This window comes from Synechocystis sp. FACHB-383 (genome assembly GCF_014698605.1).
Classification (GTDB): Bacteria; Cyanobacteriota; Cyanobacteriia; order Cyanobacteriales; family Microcystaceae; genus Synechocystis; species Synechocystis salina.
Genome location: NZ_JACJTJ010000032.1, coordinates 83,982 through 100,447, shown reverse-complemented (window position 1 = coordinate 100,447; position 16,466 = coordinate 83,982). Strand labels below are relative to the sequence as shown.

At 48.0% G+C, this 16,466-nt stretch carries 14 protein-coding genes, 1 tRNA gene and 1 pseudogene; 10 read left to right on the top strand and 6 right to left on the bottom strand.

What is annotated here, in order from left to right; genetic code table 11:
• The first annotated feature begins 619 nt into the window (after positions 1-619).
• From H6G45_RS09645 to H6G45_RS09630, 4 genes and pseudogenes are all read left to right on the top strand, one after another.
• Complete coding sequence (locus H6G45_RS09645; RefSeq protein WP_190598237.1) at positions 620-1,513, top strand: AraC family transcriptional regulator; 894 nt, start codon at positions 620-622, stop codon at positions 1,511-1,513.
• 116 nt (positions 1,514-1,629) lie between these two features.
• A complete protein-coding gene (locus H6G45_RS09640) occupies positions 1,630-2,466 on the top strand; it encodes an alpha/beta hydrolase (RefSeq protein ID WP_190598236.1) in 837 nt (278 codons plus the stop codon).
• Positions 2,467-2,608: 142 nt separating this feature from the next.
• Positions 2,609-3,010: a RidA family protein gene (locus H6G45_RS09635; protein WP_190598235.1), complete on the top strand. Its 402-nt coding sequence runs from the start codon at positions 2,609-2,611 to the stop codon at positions 3,008-3,010.
• A gap of 7 nt (positions 3,011-3,017) precedes the next feature.
• Positions 3,018-3,410, top strand: a pseudogene (locus H6G45_RS09630) (transposase); the annotation flags it as partial.
• Positions 3,411-3,868: 458 nt separating this feature from the next.
• Here H6G45_RS09630 and H6G45_RS09620 read toward each other — a convergent pair.
• The 4 genes from H6G45_RS09620 to H6G45_RS09605 form a co-directional block, all read right to left on the bottom strand.
• Positions 3,869-3,942: transfer RNA gene (locus tag H6G45_RS09620), tRNA-Pro, on the bottom strand.
• A 66-nt stretch (positions 3,943-4,008) separates the two neighbouring features.
• A complete protein-coding gene (locus tag H6G45_RS09615; protein WP_190598232.1) occupies positions 4,009-5,415 on the bottom strand; it encodes a Ycf66 family protein in 1,407 nt (468 codons plus the stop codon).
• A 206-nt stretch (positions 5,416-5,621) separates the two neighbouring features.
• The gene (rpmB, locus tag H6G45_RS09610) at positions 5,622-5,858 is read right to left on the bottom strand and encodes a 50S ribosomal protein L28 (RefSeq protein WP_010871496.1); all 237 of its coding nucleotides are present in this window, start codon (positions 5,856-5,858) and stop codon (positions 5,622-5,624) included.
• 85 nt (positions 5,859-5,943) lie between these two features.
• The gene (locus H6G45_RS09605; protein WP_190598231.1) at positions 5,944-6,531 is read right to left on the bottom strand and encodes a hypothetical protein; all 588 of its coding nucleotides are present in this window, start codon (positions 6,529-6,531) and stop codon (positions 5,944-5,946) included.
• A gap of 134 nt (positions 6,532-6,665) precedes the next feature.
• Between H6G45_RS09605 and H6G45_RS09600 the strand changes: the two genes are divergently transcribed.
• From H6G45_RS09600 to H6G45_RS09580, 5 genes are all read left to right on the top strand, one after another.
• A complete protein-coding gene (locus H6G45_RS09600) occupies positions 6,666-7,388 on the top strand; it encodes a heme oxygenase (biliverdin-producing) (RefSeq protein WP_190598230.1) in 723 nt (240 codons plus the stop codon).
• Positions 7,389-7,657: 269 nt separating this feature from the next.
• Positions 7,658-8,680 carry an oxygen-dependent coproporphyrinogen oxidase gene (gene hemF / locus H6G45_RS09595; RefSeq protein WP_190598229.1) on the top strand — a complete coding sequence of 341 codons (1,023 nt, stop codon included), beginning with the start codon at positions 7,658-7,660 and terminating at the stop codon, positions 8,678-8,680.
• 114 nt (positions 8,681-8,794) lie between these two features.
• Positions 8,795-9,445 carry a Uma2 family endonuclease gene (locus H6G45_RS09590; RefSeq protein ID WP_190598228.1) on the top strand — a complete coding sequence of 217 codons (651 nt, stop codon included), beginning with the start codon at positions 8,795-8,797 and terminating at the stop codon, positions 9,443-9,445.
• Between the two features lie 27 nt (positions 9,446-9,472).
• Complete coding sequence (gene lgt, locus H6G45_RS09585; RefSeq protein ID WP_190598227.1) at positions 9,473-10,324, top strand: prolipoprotein diacylglyceryl transferase; 852 nt, start codon at positions 9,473-9,475, stop codon at positions 10,322-10,324.
• 51 nt (positions 10,325-10,375) lie between these two features.
• A complete protein-coding gene (locus tag H6G45_RS09580) occupies positions 10,376-10,870 on the top strand; it encodes a cupin domain-containing protein (RefSeq protein ID WP_190598226.1) in 495 nt (164 codons plus the stop codon).
• Here H6G45_RS09580 and H6G45_RS09575 read toward each other — a convergent pair.
• Together H6G45_RS09575 and H6G45_RS09570 are read right to left on the bottom strand one after the other, a co-directional pair.
• The gene (locus tag H6G45_RS09575; RefSeq protein WP_190598225.1) at positions 10,860-12,317 is read right to left on the bottom strand and encodes a DUF697 domain-containing protein; all 1,458 of its coding nucleotides are present in this window, start codon (positions 12,315-12,317) and stop codon (positions 10,860-10,862) included. The genes H6G45_RS09580 and H6G45_RS09575 overlap by 11 nt on opposite strands.
• An 87-nt stretch (positions 12,318-12,404) precedes the next feature.
• Positions 12,405-14,927 carry an EAL domain-containing protein gene (locus H6G45_RS09570; RefSeq protein ID WP_190598224.1) on the bottom strand — a complete coding sequence of 841 codons (2,523 nt, stop codon included), beginning with the start codon at positions 14,925-14,927 and terminating at the stop codon, positions 12,405-12,407.
• A gap of 234 nt (positions 14,928-15,161) precedes the next feature.
• Here H6G45_RS09570 and H6G45_RS09565 point away from each other — a divergent pair, with 234 nt between their 5' ends.
• Positions 15,162-16,460 (top strand): FAD-binding oxidoreductase, encoded by a 1,299-nt coding sequence (locus H6G45_RS09565; RefSeq protein WP_190598223.1) that lies wholly within the window; start codon positions 15,162-15,164, stop codon positions 16,458-16,460.
• Positions 16,461-16,466 lie beyond the last annotated feature (6 nt).

Here is a 16,466-nt window from a genome sequence, read left to right as displayed (position 1 = left end):
CGGCACCCAGCGGGTCAGATTGATTTCGCCAGCTTGTATCAAGGCCACAATCATCAAGATGCAGGTCGTTAGGTGACCTTGATGAGCCCAGGGGCTGACTTGACTCAGCCAAGCCTTCAGGCCATGGTAGAGGGGGGTGATTATGCATAGCGTTCCAGGTTTTGAGTGGTATCTAATCCTAGAACGCCACCTCCCCTCTTTTCTACAATCCCCACCTAGACTGCTTTTCACTTCTTTTGTCAGTCAATCAGGCGCAGGATACATTCGGATGTCAGAGAGCAATAGCAATAAAGCTATCCCAGGGTAAGCGCAAGAAAATTGTATCTAAAGTGTGCATTAGCTTTCGGGCGATGCGGACGTGGGTAGAAGCTTCATTTACAAGTACAAACTGATAAAATTGACAGCATACAGGTAATAGACAATAACAATTTTGCTGAATGATCGGCTCCTGACTGAATTGAAAAATCTTTCTAAGGAGAGAATTATCGATCGCCAGCTTATGATCTAACACTTTTGTTGTTATCTTGGCTTCCGGACTGACAAGTGCTTTTCTGCATCATGGTTGACTTGGAAAAAGTCTAATTTTTGTAACTGCAAGAAATCGGTGAGAGCAAGCTCTATGGCCAGCAACCCGCTCAACTCGCTCGAACTCAGCCGCCAGTGGAATAAAACGCTGATGTTCTCCAGTCGCCAAATGAACTGGAATGGCATTTTGGTGGAGCAGTGTCAAAGCCCTGCTTCAGCGTTTGAAATGGAACTCCCTGCTTTAGCCGATCATTGGCTCTACTTTCACACGGGAGATCCTGCCCCTTTAGTTCAAAAACGCGACGATCGCCTGCACGAATCGACCCTCCATCAAAGGGACAGCATTTTGGTTCCAGCTGGACAACCGAGCTATTGGTGTCAAGCACCAGATATGAGTGATATCATTTGTGCTCCGCTGCACATCTGCCTAAAACCGGCATTGATTCAACAGGTTGCTGAAGTCTCTGACATTGATTCAACACGATTCGAGCTTGTGCATGGTTTCGGTCGGCAAGATGTGCAACTTCATCAGATTGGTATGCTGATATTTGCTGAGTTGAGATCGGGCGGGATGATGGGGCAGCTATATATCGAATCACTCACTCAGGCTTTAGTGATTTATTTACTACGACACTATTCGACCCTGGCGAAACCGATTGCATTACCAAACAACCGCTTAACTCATGCCCAGTTGCAGCAGGCAATCGATTACATCCACGCTCATTTAAATCGAGATTTATCCTTGGTTGAACTGGCAAACGTCGTTAATATCAGTCCGACTTACTTTGCGAGCTTGTTTAAGAAAGTAATGGGGATTTCGCCGCATCAGTATGTGATCAAACAGCGAGTGGAACGGGCAGAAGTTATGTTGAAGGGAACAGATTTGGCGATCGCCGACATCGCTCTACAAGTCGGCTTCTCCAGCCAAAGCCATCTGACGCAACAGTTTAAGCGACTCACCGGAGTAACACCGAAACAGGTTCGCTAACACCTTAAGAATCTGACAATTTGCCCTAAGAATCTGAAAGAAATCGAGCATTAGAACTCACTATACTTCGGTTAAATCAAATAAGAACATTTTGCGATGTTCATTAGGAGGTCAATATGCCTTATGTGACTGTTGGTCAGGAAAACTCTGCAACCATTGATATCTATTACGAAGACCTTGGGGCCGGTCAACCCATTGTTCTCATTCATGGATTTCCCCTCAATGGCCATTCCTGGGAAAAGCAGGTCTTGATGCTGCTAAATGCGGGGTATCGAGTAATTACCTACGATCGCCGAGGATTTGGTGCGTCTAGCCAACCCTCGCTGGGCTACGACTACGATACCTTTGCAGCCGATTTGAACACGCTGATGACTAAACTTGACTTGCATAATGCTGTGCTGGTTGGGTTCTCTATGGGAACCGGCGAAGTCACGCGCTATCTTGGCAACTATGGCTCAAAGCGGGTGCAGAAAGCCGTGCTGATGGCTCCAGTGCCGCCCTTCCTGCTGAAGACCGCTGATAATCCCGAAGGCGTTGACCAGAGCGTTTTCGATGGCATTATGAAAGCGATCGTTAAAGACCGTCCCGCTTACTTTTCTGAATTTTTCAGAGAATTTTTTAATGTGGATGTGCTGCTTGGCGAACGCATCAGCAACTATGCCATTCAAGCCTGCTGGAATGTAGCAGCCGGGGCTTCTGCTAAAGGAACTTTGGATTGTGTCCCGTCCTGGCTCACCGATTTCCGCGATGATCTGCCCCGGATTGATATACCTACTCTAATCATTCATGGCGATGCTGATCGCATTTTGCCACTTGAATCCACCGCCGCCAGACTCCCAAAACTGATTAAAAACAGTCAGCTTGAGATTATCCCTGGCGGGCCGCACGCTATCAACTGGACTCACGCTGATCAGATCAATCCCATATTGCTGGACTTTCTTCAGCAGAAATAGTCAGTGATCTGCCGCATTTCTGACTGGTGAAAAATTGTGAATTCAGCCTGTCCACGGTTCCGATCCTGGTGACTGGCTGGCGTAGGCTAAACGTTCAGCACCTGGATCAAAAGAATTAATTGCCACCAAAAAAAGGAACACTATGAATAAGCCCGAGTTTTTTGTCACCCCCGGCTATGGGGAATACATGCTGAGTGAATTGCATTACTCGCAAGCGTTAAAAATTGGCGATCGCGTGGAGACATCAGGTCAAGGTGGTTGGGATGATAATCTGAAAATTCCTGAGTCGCTCGCAGATGAGATTGCCCAGGCATTTCGGAACGTAGAGCGAACCCTAGCAATTGCTGGTGCGGGTTGGGAGCATGTTGTCCATGTCAATTCTTACCATGTTGGTGGTTTGCCCCCAGAGGTGAACGATGTGATGGGCAGGCTATATCGCCATTACATGCCCAACCATGCCCCAATTTGGACACAGGTAGGAGTTGCGGCTCTTGGACTACCAACGATGCGGATTGAAATCCGCGTGACTGCAATTGTTCCATGAGTTTTACAGTCCCGTGGCAGCTTCCCTGAAGACTATTTACCAATCTGCCACCGTCCCCCAGGCAGAACATGCCCTGACGGAGTTTGCCCAGAAATGGGACCAGCGTTACCCTGCCATCAGTCAGCTCTGGTTCCATACTTGGGAGTACATTATCCCGTTTTTTGATTATCCACCGGATATCAGGAGGGTAATTTATACCACTAACGCTATTGAGTCTCTCAATCATTCTTTTCGTAAGGTCATTAAAACCAAGGGAGTTTTCCCTTCCCAAGACTCTCTACTGAAACTTTTATACCTGGCTTTGCAACGTATTTGCCGTAAATGGACTATGCCCATCCAGCATTGGAAGGCGGCTCTTGCTTGTTTTGCTATTGAACACCCTAATTCTTTTCTTTTCTAATTTCCCCTTTACACAAATTTCTTGACACTCCCAGTCACGGTGGTTGCCTCGCGTTTTTTAGCGGCAGCTTGGGTGGCTTGTGCTTCTTGAGGGTCTCATCAAAGTTGCCGGAGGCAATATCCAGTTCGATCTGAGTCGATTTCTGCTGGGCCCCGATGCGATTGACTCGAGAATCAGGCAAGCCAACGGCTATGTAATGGCGTGTGCCTCCATAGGTAAAACATAATCTCAGCCTGCTTTTATCACTTTCTACCTTGACAAGGCTTCTATCTAGGTCGCGGCTCAGCGTCGGGCGTGCCGCTATGGGGAGTTGCATAGCAAGTCATCTTCCCACCAATTTCCTACCACTCAGACGTCCAAAAGTGGCCAACCTCACCCCCCTTATTGACAATATGCTAAGGTCGTCAAAAGGTTGATGCGTCGGCTACAAGGCGCTTCCACATTAGGTTTTAGAAGAATCGGGATGACAGGATTCGAACCTGCGGCCCCTTCGTCCCGAACGAAGTGCGCTACCAAGCTGCGCTACATCCCGCAATTCAGCCTTAAGATCCTAGCATAGGAGATATCCTTTCTGGGCGGTTATTGAACACTTCCCTGTTTAGCCATCCGCCCAATTCTGTTTTTCTTCTGTGGAACCATCCCCGTCGTTAGCGGTTTCTCCATCTCCATCTTCTGGATTTAAAGAATCAGTCGGTTGCTTCGGCAAATCTTCTGGTTCACCGGCGATCGCCTCAGTGACTTCTTCTGATGTGACTTCAGTCTCATCTCCCCCTTGTCCCTGCTGAATTTCAGTTTCGGGATCGGGAACTTCTTCCACCGTTTTCTCAACTACCATTGCCGTTGCTTCAGAAGTCGGAGGGAAAATATCTTCCGTCTCTTCCTCTGCTTCCTCCTGGATTATGTGGTCATCTTGCTCCACCACATCTAGGGGCTGTTCTTGTTCAGCGACATTTCCTGAGTCTGGCACCTCCACTAGGGTGATTTGTTGTTCAATTTGTACCGTTTCCACCACGGCAATTACCTGAGTTTCATCAGTTTCATTATTTTCTTCCTTGTCATCGGCAATCCCGTCGGAATTTTCCAACACGCCATCGGAATTAACCGACGATAAATCTTCTCCCCAATCTTCCCCATCATCCCAGTCATCGCTTTCAACATTGGTGCTCTCAGATTCAGGGTTTAGGGTCTGTTCCACCACTGTTGGGGTTGATTGCTCCGCTTTAGCAGGGGGGCTAGCGGGCTTTTTACGACCAAACAAACGCTGGAAGAGTTTTGATTTCGGTTTTTTCAGCAAAACTTCCTCTGACTGATCGGCGGAAGATTGAACCGTTATTTCTTCCGCCTGATCCGTTATTTCGACAATTTTTTCCACTGCTTCCTCGGCTTTTTCTACCACATCTTCCGCCACAGTCTCAGCAGTTTCATTCAATTCCTCCACTACGGTTTCCGCCGTTTCTATGACACCTTCCACTTCTTCGGAAATATCTGTACTCCCTTGAGCTATAGCTTCGGCAACTTCTTCGGTGATGGGAGACGGGACATTCACCGGGATAGAATCTTCTCCTAACTCTGATGGTTCACCGGTTGCTGGTAAGTCCTGTTTAACCGCTGCCGTCCCCGGTTCAATTTCGGTTTCAGTCTGTTTTCCGTCAGCATCTTTATCCTTTGCTGGAGTTTTGGCTTTGGGTTTACGTTGCAAGCCCCCGGCCAACCAATCCAACAGGGAAAAACTCGGAACTTCCACAATGGATTGTCTGGCGATCGCCGCCCGGAGTCGGAGAGTTTGCCAGGCAAAGGCCAACACCAACACCACCACGGCTGCCTGGCCGAGGAGAATGGCTCCAGTGAAACGTTGAGCACAGTTCCAGAGCACTAGGCCATAGAAAAAGCCTACGCCACTCCAAAGGAAATCGTCTTTGCGATGCAGTTTGGGGGCAAAAAATGCCGAAAAGAAAAAAGCTAGACTGGCCAAAGCCACTGCACCGGATAGCATCAACGCCAACATCGGAAGTTACTCCATCGAGAAGTTCACCTTTCCATTCTGCGTTATCTTGACCTTCCTGTTAAATTATCGTCTTCCCCTGCTCTGTGCCCCTATGTCCTTACCCCCCAATGGCAAGGAGCGGGAACCATAATCGAAGATTCCGCCCCTCTCTGGATTTGTCCATGGGCCGTGATCTGGGATACCAATAAAAACTACAACCCCTATGCCTAGAATTTATTGAGGTTGATGCCGGCTTCTTTGGCCATGGCGTTAATGCCTTTGGATTCTAGAGTTTTAATGGCGGTGGTGGAAAGGCGTAGACGCACAAACCGGTTACCTTCGGGCCACCAAACCCGTTTCCATTGTAAATTCGCCTGTTGTAATTTTTTGGTGCGGCGGTGGGAGTGGGATACAGCAAAACCGTTATTGGCTTTTTTTCCAGTCAGTTGACAGCGACGGGCCATGGCAAATCTCCTTATGATCAGATAAAGTCCGATCTAACACTATATCAGAGGATTATGGTTGGGCGATCGCCAGGGATTAAAGTTGCTAGAATTTGATGCCGCTGGGTTGGTCGGGAGTGGCCACAATGCGATGGCAACCGGAACTGGGTTTGGCCCATTGATATTGATACTCCACTGGATTGCCCCAGCAAATACCCAAAAATAACTCGGTTTGGGTGCAGTCCAACTCTGCCCATTCCCCCTGTTCCCATAGTTCTGTAAAAGATTCCCGTCGCAGGGGTCGGTGATGGTGAGCGATTAGCCAGTAATTTAACTTCTCCGTATGTCGTTGCCAAAATGCCAATATTTCCCTTTTAACAGCCATCAATTTTTCCTTGTCCCCTTCCACCGCTGTTAACTGGTTATGGATTTCGGGAAACTCGATAGATTCCCCCTGGAAATGGCATTGCCGCCATACCAACCCCGAAACGTTATTTTGCCGTTGATATTGGTGGATTTGCTGACGGAAATCTTGATAGGCAAATACTTTCCCCACCTGGTCCAGGTCTATGGCCTTGGCCACAATGGGATTATCCAGGCGATCGCCGGGGGAGAGCAGCAGTCGTTTCCCCTGACAAGTGGCCCGTAGCTCCTGCTCCAAAATTTCTAGCAACTGCTGGGTTGTGTAGGTCATGGGGGGAGAGGGGACGTTAAAAAAACTTAATGGTACGACTTAACGAATCCGTTTAGGCTAATAAACTAGGCATATTTTTATCTTCCTTAACAGCCAACTTTTCATTCAACCCAAGATATACAGGTATTTTTAGCATGAGTGTCAACTTAGCTTCCCAGTTGCGGGAAGGGACGAAAAAATCCCACTCCATGGCGGAGAACGTCGGCTTTGTCAAATGCTTCCTTAAGGGCGTTGTCGAGAAAAATTCCTACCGTAAGCTGGTTGGCAATCTCTACTTTGTCTACAGTGCCATGGAAGAGGAAATGGCAAAATTCAAGGATCACCCCATCCTGAGCCAGATCTACTTCCCTGAATTAAACCGTAAACAAAGTTTAGAACAGGATCTGCAATTCTATTACGGTCCCAATTGGCGGCAGGAAGTAAAAATTTCTTCCGCTGGCCAGGCCTACGTAGACCGAGTGCGGGAAGTAGCCGCCACCGCCCCCGAATTGTTAGTAGCCCATTCCTACACCCGTTATTTAGGCGATCTTTCCGGTGGTCAAATTCTCAAGAAAATTGCCCAAAATGCCATGAATCTCCATGATGGTGGCACTGCTTTCTATGAATTTGCCGACATTGATGACGAAAAGGCTTTTAAAAATACCTATCGTCAAGCCATGAATGATCTGCCCATTGACCAGGCCACAGCGGAACGAATTGTGGCTGAAGCCAATGACGCCTTTGCCATGAACATGAAAATGTTCAACGAACTTGAAGGTAATCTGATCAAGGCGATCGGTATTATGGTCTTCAACAGCCTGACCCGTCGTCGTAGCCAAGGCAGTACGGAAGTAGGGCTCGCCACCTCCGAAAGCTAGATTCTCCTAGCATGACAATTTATCCAGGGAAAACTGGTGATTTTAGGGAACCGAATCAACCTAGAGTTGCCAGTTTTTCTCCGTCTGTTTAGAACCTGTTTGAGAAATCCCCCTAGCCCCTTAATTCTAGGAAAAATCGGACTTGCCCAAAGTCTCCTAACGTTGCCGGGAGCTTCATTAGTTCGATGTCAGGGTCAGGTTCTAGATCTTTCAGACGTACCTTCAGGTATTCGTAAACAAGTTACCCAAGCTCTTCAGCAATTTTCACCATGACCGTTTCTCCCACAACCCAACCCCAAACAACCCATTCCTTGCCACCGGCCGACGCAAAGCAACGGGTCAGCCAATTTATGCAGTCTCTCCAAGACGAAATTTGCCAAGGGCTAGAGGTCTTAGATGGTAAAGGCAAATTTCAGGAAGATAGTTGGCAACGGGAAGAAGGGGGCGGCGGCCGTTCCCGGGTTTTAACGGACGGAGATTTTTTGGAACAGGGAGGAGTTAATTTTTCTGAAGTCTGGGGCAAATCCCTACCCCCTTCGATTTTAAAACAGCGCCCCGAAGCAGAAGGCCATGAATTCTACGCTACGGGAACTTCCATGGTGTTACATCCCAAAAATCCCTACGTTCCCACGGTGCATCTTAATTACCGCTACTTTGAAGCAGGCCCGGTGTGGTGGTTTGGTGGTGGAGCAGATTTGACTCCCTACTATCCCTTTGCGGAGGATGCGGCCCATTTCCATCGCACGCTGAAGAATGCCTGTGACCAGACCCACGGGGAATTTTATCCGGTGTTCAAACGATGGTGTGATGAGTATTTTTACCTGAAACATCGCCAGGAAATGCGGGGCATTGGGGGGATCTTTTTTGACTACCAAGATGGCAATGCTCCCCTCTACCGTGGTCCCGACACCAGTGGCCCAGCAGCCCAATATAGTGAGCAATTGGCCCCCATTGCTCCCCTCGGTTGGGAAGATTTATTTAGCTTTGCTCAACGCTGTGGTCGAGCATTTTTGCCAGCTTACAGCCCTATTGTGGAAAAACGTCACCATACTGAATACGGCGATCGCCAACGGCAGTTCCAGTTATATCGTCGGGGCCGGTATGTGGAATTTAACCTGGTTTATGACCGGGGTACCATTTTCGGTTTGCAAACTAATGGCCGCACGGAATCCATTTTGATGTCCCTGCCCCCCTTGGTACGGTGGCAATATTGCTATAGCCCGGAAGCCGGTAGCCCGGAAGCGGAATTAACGGAAAAATTCTTGGTTCCCCAGGACTGGGTTAATAGCTGAAATCTGCACTAGTTTTTACCGTTTACCTCTGCATTAGGCTGAGAATTAGTCTTGGTCTAATGGAGAGGGGTAATAATAGGAACTAACCATGCTTTCAGGAAGGAGGCTTGTACCATGTTGCTATCCCTAGACCGCATTAGTGTGCTTCCCGGCCAGACGTTGGTTTTAAAGGATGTGGACTGGGACGAATTTGAAGCTTTGCTGGAAGAACTGGGGGAACACCGTGGTTCTCGCATTGCCTACTGTCACAAGCGGTTGGAGGTCATAGCTCCCCTTGTCGAACATGAGATTGCTAAAGCATTAAGCGCCGATCTGATTAAGGTTTTATTGGAAGAATTAGACATTGAATTTTATCCCCTCGGTTCAACAACGTTTAAAAATAAATTTCTCGGCCTAGGTTTAGAGCCAGATAACTGTTTTTACATTGAAAATGAAGCGAAAGTGCGGGGTTTAAAGCGTTGGGATGCCGCCATTCATCCGCCACCGGATTTAGCTCTGGAAGTGGATCTCACCTCCCGCACCCATTTGGATATTTATGCCCAGTTAGGGGTGCCGGAAGTGTGGCGTTTTAAGCACCGACAATTGGAAATTCATTGCCTGGAACAGGGAAAATATCAAGAGCAACAATTTAGCCGAATTTTTCCTAGCTTTCCCCTCAAGGAAATTATTCCTGCCTATCTAAAACGTATTGACGATGAGGGCCGCAACAAAACCATCAAGGCTTTCCGGACTTGGGTAAGGTCCCAGATTGATGCTAAGAATTAGGGGTTGGCGATCGCCGTAAGGAAGTTAATGATTGAGCAAATGTTTTTAGGACAATTTCAGTCCCCCGGGCCGGTGATGTTCCAAGTGGGGAGTTTTGCCCTGCGCTGGTACGGATTTTTGATTGCCAGTGCTGTCATTATCGGCCTGAACCTATGCCAATGGTTGGGGCCAAAAAGGGGGATCAATCCTGATTTATTCAATGATTTAGTTATTTGGCTGGTGGTGGCGGCCATTCCTTCCGCTCGTTTGTATTATGTTTTGTTTGAGTGGCCCCGCTATGCTCAAGATTGGCTGAATATCTTTGCCATTTGGCAAGGAGGCATTGCCATCCATGGTGCCCTCATTGGTGGCAGTTTAGCTTTACTATTATTCAGTCGCCGACATCATCTGTCCTTTTGGAATCTACTCGATGTGCTCACCCCGGCAGTTATTCTTGGCCAGGCGATCGGGCGCTGGGGTAATTTTTTCAACTCGGAAGCGTTTGGTGCCCCCACTAATTTGCCGTGGAAGTTGTATATTCCCTTTGCTAATCGCCCCCCGAATTTAACTAACTATGCCTATTTTCACCCCACCTTCCTATACGAATCCCTCTGGAACTTAGGCGTTTTTGCCATGTTAATAACTTTATTTTTTTATGGTCTGCGACATCCTGAAAAAATCAAAACCGGTACGGTAGCCTGTGCTTATTTAATTGGTTATAGCCTTGGTCGAGTATGGATTGAAGGTCTAAGGCTAGACAGTTTAATGTTTGGTCCATTAAGGGTGGCCCAAGTAGTCAGTCTTGCGTTAGTTTTGCTAGGTTCCATCGGTCTTTTCTGGCTATATGGCCTGGGAAAAAATTTACCAGATTGGTCGGAGCAGAAGCTGGCAAAAAACTAATTTATCTCCCCTGGATAAATCAAATTAATCAAAAAAACTAGGATTAATTTTATGAAAAAAACAATTAATTACTGGGTAGAAAAATTAGCCCTACTGCCCCATCCTGAAGGAGGATTTTATAAGGAAACTTACCGATCGCCAGTCCAAGGCAATTTTCATGGTTTCGATGGGGATAGGAATGTAGTCACAGGCATTTATTTTTTATTGACTAAGGATAATTTCTCCGCTTTCCACAGAATTAAATCCGATGAAATGTGGCACTTCTATGCCGGTGATAGCTTGGAAATTTATTGGTTTTCGCCCCAAGGAGAATTGGCAGTGATCAACCTGGGCTTGGACTTGGAAAAAGGAGAAGCACCCCAAGCCGTAGTTCCCCGGGGTTGTTGGTTTGCCTCCAGGGTCAAACTGGGGGGAGATTATGCCCTGGTAGGTTGCACCGTTGCCCCCGGATTTGATTTTCAGGACTTTGAGTTGGCCAACAGGGAAGATTTGCTAAATACCTATCCCCGATCCGCTGAAATTATTAACCAGCTAACTAGGCAGTAGTTGGGGAGGCTGGGCTTAATTGTTGGCGGGCCCGCTGGAAAAATCCTTGCAATACAGCCCGACGCTGATTTTGCTCAAAGGTTTGTTTGACCACTGCGGTCAGCTTTTGCCAATCCCATTGGGGTTCACTCAGGTCAGGACTTTGACTTTCGAGGAAAGTGATCAAGCTCAAGCCAGCAATGCGGGTCAAGTAAGCGGCGCTCAGTCCTTGCAGGGCACCACCGGCCAAGTAAGTGAGGGGTTGACTTTTTAACAGTGCCCCCAGGGCTTGGGTGGATAGTTCCACCATACCTAGTTTGATCAGAATTGCCCCCATCTCTTTTGCTACAGTTTGGGCCTGGGACAGGGAAATTTTTTGATGATACAGTTCCCCCAGGTCCCAGACCAGTTGACCATTGATGGCGATCGCCGTCAGCAGATCTAGATTGGCCACCGGATTAACCAAGGCCGTGCCGGCGGTTAGCCATTGGGCCTGCTCTACCAAGGGCAGGGCTAGGGTGCGACGATTTTCCCGCCACCGTTCCTCCACTTCTTGGTTAATAGCCTGACATCGACGCCATTGTTGACCCAGAACCAGGGATTCCCATTGCTCTGCGGCCCGTTGTTGAAGTTGGGAGATTAAATTCCCCAGGTCGGGGGGAGGCGTTTCCTGATCATCCTCCCATTGGCCATCGGCTAAATAACGACGAATTTGGATCGCCTGGGGGGCAGCACTAATGGGGATAACCGGGTTGGGATTACCCAATTGATTAACTTGATGCTGCAGTTGGTCCCAGAGGGTTTGACGATCGCCGATCGGGTAAATATCCTGCTTATTAAATAACAATTGCCAATGGTGATGGTGGGTTTGTAAAAACTCCAACACCTGCCACTGGGCGCTGGTCAGATCTCCGGTGGTTAACACCAATATCCAATGGGCATCCGCCATGGACTGGGCTATGGTTTCCGGGGGCGTTTCCGCCGCCACCACCTGCCAATTGAGAATTAGGGGTTTTTCTTCCTCCCCTGGGGTGAGTTGGGAAGGCAATAGGTCCAATAAACTAGTTTTGCCACTGCGTTTTTCCCCCAGGACAATACCGTTCAATGCCTGGGGTTGGGAAGCTGATTGTTGTAGTGCTTGGAGTTCCTGGGCTAAATCTTCCAAGGCCAAATCCGGAGCTTGGGACTGACGACGGGCCAACAACTTTTCCCCATTGGCGATCGCCGTTTGCAAAACTTCTGGAGTTAACGCCGGCCTCTGCTCAGGGGAGACTTGATAACGCCGCCGCCAGCGCCAGATGACCAATCCCAAACCAGATAAAATCCATAATCCCCATTGATCCCACGGTTGTTCGGCACTGTGGGTAGCAGACCAAAGCCCCAGTAGGGCTGATAGGCCAATTCCTCCTACTACGAGAGGCTTTTTCAACACAGTCTTAAACCCCGTTTTTAAACCTGGTTGCCCCATGGCTTCCCTTCCCCTTCAAGCTAATCCAACTAGGCCGAATAACCCAGCAAACTAACCTGGATTTTGGCTGATCCCATCCTACCGGAATCAGGGGAAGAACGGTTGCTTTTGCCACAGACCTTCCCACTCCTCCACGGCGATCGGTGGACTAAATAAATAGCCTTGGCCGTAGTCACATCCTTCCAGGCGGAGAAAGTCCCATTGTGCAGGAGTTTCAATACCTTCCGCAATCACTTCTAGCTCCAAATGATGAGCCATGGCAATAATAGCCCTTACCAAACCGACGGTATTTTGATCGTCAGGCAGTAGTTCGACGAAGCAACGATCAATTTTGAGGGAACTGAAATCGAATTTACGCAGATAGTTTAAAGAGCTATAACCTGTACCAAAATCATCTAAAGAAAGACTGATATTTTCCTCTTTTAAATCACTTAAATTCTTCAATAGATCGCCATTTTCTTCCAGAATTAAATTTTCTGTAATTTCCAACTCTAGCCACTCCGGACGCACCTGATAGCGTTGTAAAAATTCTCGCAAAATACTGACAAAATAGCCATCTTTTAACTGCCGGGGTGAAACATTAACGGACAACCAAAAAAGCTTATCCCCCAGAGGTATATGCCAATGGGCCACCTGGCGACAGGCATTATCCAACAACCATTCCCCCAACTCCACAATTAAACCCAGCTCCTCCGCAATGGGAATGAATTGGTCCGGGGGCACGGCTCCCAGCCGTCCATTTTGCCAACGCATCAAGGCTTCAGCTCCAGCAATTTCCCCCGACTTGAGGTTAACAATGGGCTGATAAAAAATCTTAAACTCCTGACGGGCCAGGCCCTGCCGCAATTCGGACTCCATAACAATCCTCTTTTGGGCCGCCTGATTCATGTGGGGAGTGAAGAAGCGAAACATATTGCGCCCAGCCAATTTGGCCGCATACATGGCCGTGTCGGCATTGCGTAGTAACGTATCTGCCTGGAAGCCGTCGTCGGGAAACACCGTGATGCCAATGCTGCCATGGACAAAAAATTCCATTCCCTGCAAATTAACCGGTTGCCGCATTACCCCCAATAAACGTTGGGCGATCGCCGTTAATCTGCGGCTATGGGCAACTTGGTCGACAATAATTAAAAATTCATCTCCCCCCAAGCGAGCCACTGTATCGGTTTGGCGTAGGGCCCGCTGTAGTCTTTCTGATACCTCTACCAAGAGTTGGTCCCCTGCATTGTGGCCGAGGGTATCATTTACCTTTTTGAAATTGTCCAAATCCAAAAACATTAAGCCGACTAAATGCTTATGGCGCAGGGCAGATTCGATCGCCTGCTGGAGACGATCCTTAGCCAAAATACGGTTAGGCAGTCCAGTTAAATGGTCATAGTGGGCCTGGTGAAAGAGGGCCGCTGCCTGTTGTTTTTCCTTGGTGATATCTTCTTTAACCGCCGCGTAATGGGTAATAATGCCCTGCTGATTGCAAATGGGAGAAATGGAAGCCCTTTCCCAATACAATTCACCATTTTTTCTGCGGTTGTGAAACTCCCCATGCCAAGGGCGACCGGAAGCCAAAGTGCGCCACATTAGTTCATAATCATCTTTGGTTTTATCACCGGATTTTAAAATTCTGGGGTTGCATCCCACCACTTCTTCTGAGCTATAACCAGAAACTTCCTCAAATTTAGGATTTACATAGGTGATATTGCCTTCAACATCGGTAATCACAATGGAAGCTGGACTTTGTTCACAGGCTTGGGAAAGAATTTTTAACTGCTTTTCCGCCTTTCTGCGTTCAGTAATGTCTCGCATCACAAATAGCAAGCAATTTACCTGATTGAATTCTATGGGTTCCCCAGACAGCAACATTGTGCGGATTTGTTGCTGGTAATCACAAACTTCTACCTCCCAGTTATTAAACTTGACCTCACTATCCTGCTGCCACAACAATAAGTCCCGTAGAAATCGCTGCCGCTGTTGTTCATCCACCCAGAAATTAAATTGTTGATGAATCACTCCCACCAGTTCTTGTTTGACTAAACCAAAAAAATCACAAAACTGCTGATTAACATCCATGATGCAACCACTACTGCGACCATAGATAAAAATAGGGTCAGGATTTTGATTAAAAGCCACAGAAAAATTAATTTCTGATTGCATTAATGCGGTTTGAGTTCGTTCATTTTTTTGAATTTGTTCTTCTAGCTGCTGATTCTTTTCTGTCAGAGCTTGATTTGCTTGGTATAGCTTCAGCTGTAGTTGTAAACGAGTTAATATTTCTGCTTGCTGAAATGGTTTATGAATGTAATCCACTGCCCCCAATTCTAAACCTTTGACAATGCTTTCTTGGTCAGTCAAAGCGGAGAGAAAAATAACTGGAATTTTGGCAGTGGTGGGGGTTTCTTTGAGGCGACGACAAACCTCAAAGCCATCCATTCCGGGCATCATAATATCGAGAATAATGATGTCAGGCTGCACCTGAAAAATTTTCTGGATGGCCGTTGCGCCCTCTTCTGCGGTGAATACCCGCCAACCCAAGCTCTCGATAAAACGGCGGAGAACTTTAAGGTTCAAGGGGCTATCGTCAATGGCAAAAACAGTGGTAGTTTGGGGGGAGGACATTGACGTCTCGGGGATAGGCTAAAAATTAATTCTGTTCAATCTGGGGATAATGCCAGTGGAGTGTCCCCTAACCCTAAACAAATTCTAGCAACTACAGTGAAGCTCTATGCTATTCTCCGAGAATATGTAGCCCTAAATTTTCCATTGAATCGATAGTTAAACTGCGCTAGGATTGGCGCTGTAGCTAACTCTAATTAACCGTGTTGGGGTTACCATTTTCCTTTATTAAGTTCCATGGCCGTTGCTTCTCTGCCTTTTTTGCCCCAGCATTTCCCCCACAGCTCTAGCTGTTCCGTCAAAGATTTACCTCCCCAGCAACAAATGGCGATCGCCCAGGCTTTGGCCGAGCCGGAACATGCCCCTAGTCATTGGGTGGCTCCAGAGAGTCAGCAAGAGTTGCAATCCCTATTGGGTGAGTGCCATCAAAACAATTGGCCAATTATTCCCTGTGGCAACCAAAGTAAACTCGCTTGGGGCGGTTTGGCTAAGCCGGTGCAGTTACTGTTGAGCAGTGGTCGTTTGAATAGCATTGTTGACCATGCGGTGGCAGATTTGACCGTGACGGTGGAAGCGGGGGTAAAACTCAAGGATTTGCAGGCTATATTGCAACCCCATCAGCAATTTTTGCCTCTCAATCCCCTCTACCATGACCAAGCAACGGTGGGCGGCATTATGGCCACAGGTTGTGCCGGGCCTTGGCAACAGCGTTACGGTGGAGTGCGGGATTTGGTGCTGGGTTTCTCCTTTGTCCGGTGGGATGGACAACTCGCTAAGGCCGGCGGCAGGGTGGTTAAAAATGTGGCTGGTTATGACCTGATGAAACTTTTCATTGGTTCCTACGGCACGTTGGGCTTTATTTCCCAAATCACGTTTCGTCTTTATCCCCTACCTTCCCATTCCCAAACCGTTTTTTTGACTGGTAATGGGGCCCGGCTGACCGAACTCAGTCAAGCCCTCCGGCGATCGGGACTGGCCCCCACCGCGGCTCTGATCTGTTCCCAGGGTCTAGTGGGAGAATTAAACCTTGGGAAAGAATTGGGTTTACTCATCCGTTTCCAAAACCTCGAGTCGGTGGTGCAAGCCCAGGTCGGTGAGGTGGAAAAACTTGCCCAAGCCCTCACCCTAGAAAGCCAATCCTTTGCACATCAGGAGGAAATTGAACTCTGGCAACGGTGGGAAAATGCCATGGCAGGGCAAAACATTATGGGCCCCATACTCTGTAAGTTTGGCCTCTTGCCCGCTAAAGCGGTGGAGTTTCTGCAACAGTTGCCGGGATTGGGACACGTACAGTTGGGCAATGGCATTGGTTGGGTCCGTTTTAGCCAGCTTGACCGGGAAGAATTACGCCAGCACAGACAAATTTGTCAAAATTATGGGGGTTACCTAACGCTACTAGAAGCACCTCCCGCATACAAAAAACACTGTGACATTTGGGGCCAGAGTGGCCATGGTTTAGCTATGATGGGCCGCCTAAAAAATCAGTTTGACCCCCCCAATCTTTTTAGTCCTGGCCGCTTTGTTGGCGGTTTTTAGCCATTG